Raw genomic sequence first — 1,729 nt, forward strand, 5'->3', positions numbered from 1 at the left:
GGCGAACCGCCCCCCCCCGCCCCCGCGCCCGCGGGACGCGGGGGCGGGGGAGGGCGGTTCGCCCCTGGCCATGGTCCGCTCAGTCACGGCCGTGCTCCTGGAGGACCCGCATGTAGAACTCGCGGCCCTCGTCGCCGCCGTCGCGGCGCCAGTCCGCGACGGCCCGGTCCAGGGAGCTGAGGTCCTCGCGACCCCGGATGATGTCGTTGACCCTGTCGGTCAGCGGGGTCTCGGCCCCGGAGAAGCGCTCGGGGCGCTGGATGCGGATGCCCGCGAACGGGTCGTCCTCGGTGAACTGGGCGGCGTGGTTGTACCAGTCGCACTTCCACGGCACGAAGTCCGGGTACTGGCTCTCGGTGATCGCCTGGGGGCGGCCGCTGATGAAGTAGTAGCCGTCGTTGACCTCGCCGTTGCCGGTGTCGGTGAGCTGCGGGGCGCCGTCGTCGTTGAGCTCGTGGTGCACGCCCGCCTCGCCGTAGCGGTAGTCCATGTACTCCCGCGTCCCGAACGGCGCGGCGCAGTAGTTGACGATGCCCAGGATCTCCTCGACCTGCTCCGGTTCCATGCCCTTGCGCACGAACACGGACTGGGCCGAGGGGTCGCTGTGGTGCATCACCGGGTCGGCGCCGCCGTTGCCGAAGACCGGCATCAGGTCCAGGCGGAAGTCGGGGTCGTCGCCGAGCATCTGCATGTAGGCCTCGTGCCAGGCGCCGATGCCGTCCTGGTTGAAGAGGATCTGCCCGGAGTTGAGGAGCTCCTTGGAGTTGTCCCCCTGGGCGACGATGTCGGGGTGGACGAGCCCCGCGTCGAACAGTCTGCGCATGTACTCGACGCTGGCCCTCCACTCCTCGGTCTCGAACATGTGGGTGAGCTCGCCGCCCGAGTAGCGCCACTGCTTGGGCGCGCCGAAGACCTGGCGCATGCTGAGGTTGAAGTCGCCGAAGGCCCAGCGGTTGTTGTCCGGGTCGTTGACCTCCTCGCCGATCGCGAACAGGTCGTCGGGGCTGGTCGGGGCCTCCAGGCCGTACTCCTCCAGGAGGTCGCGCCGGTACAGGACCCAGTTGCCGAAGGGCTCGGCGGGCCAGGGCACCCCGTGCAGCCGCTGGTTGAAGACGTTCCAGCGCCAGGCGTCGCTGTCCAGGTTGGCCAGCAGGGGGTAGGCCCGCGCCGCTTCGCCGGCCAGGTGCGGCGTCAGGTCCTCGAAGAGCTCGCCGACGGCCCGGTTGAACTGGGGGATCAGGTTGACGACCCAGTCGGGGATCATCGTGATGTCGGCGACGTCGCGTCCGGCGATCACCGCGTTCATCTTGTCGATGACCGAGTTGCCGTCCTGGAAGTTGAACTCCACCGTGGCGCCCAGGCGCCCGTTGACGTACTCGAAGAAGGAGTTGTCGCCCAGGCCGGGCGGGATCGGCCCCCACAGCGGGGTCATCGCGGTGTACCGCCCGCCCCTGCCGGGGGCCTCGGGCACGGCTTGGACGAACTCAGTCGGGTAGGCGGTGAACCCGTCCGGCGCGCCGTGCTGTCCCGGTATGTCTGGGGTGACCCCCTGGAACGGGATGTGCGTGGGGATCAGGTCGTCCAGCGAGCTGGCGGAGGAGGCGGACCCTCCGCCGCTGGACGACTCCGAGCCGCAGCCGGTGAGCGTTCCGGCGGTGAGCGCCGCGGCGGTGGAGGCGCCCGCCAGGCCGAGGAAGCGGCGTCGGCTGGGGGGCGGGCGCAGGGGGGT

1 protein-coding gene is annotated in these 1,729 nt (G+C 70.7%); it reads right to left on the reverse strand.

What is annotated here, in order from left to right:
• Positions 1–79: 79 nt before the first annotated feature.
• Positions 80–1,729: extracellular solute-binding protein (locus ABD54_RS26475; protein WP_235432214.1), on the reverse strand; the 1,650-nt coding region annotated here is incomplete at its 5' end.

This window comes from Nocardiopsis sp. RV163, assembly GCF_001029525.1.
Lineage (GTDB): Bacteria > Actinomycetota > Actinomycetes > Streptosporangiales > Streptosporangiaceae > Nocardiopsis > Nocardiopsis dassonvillei.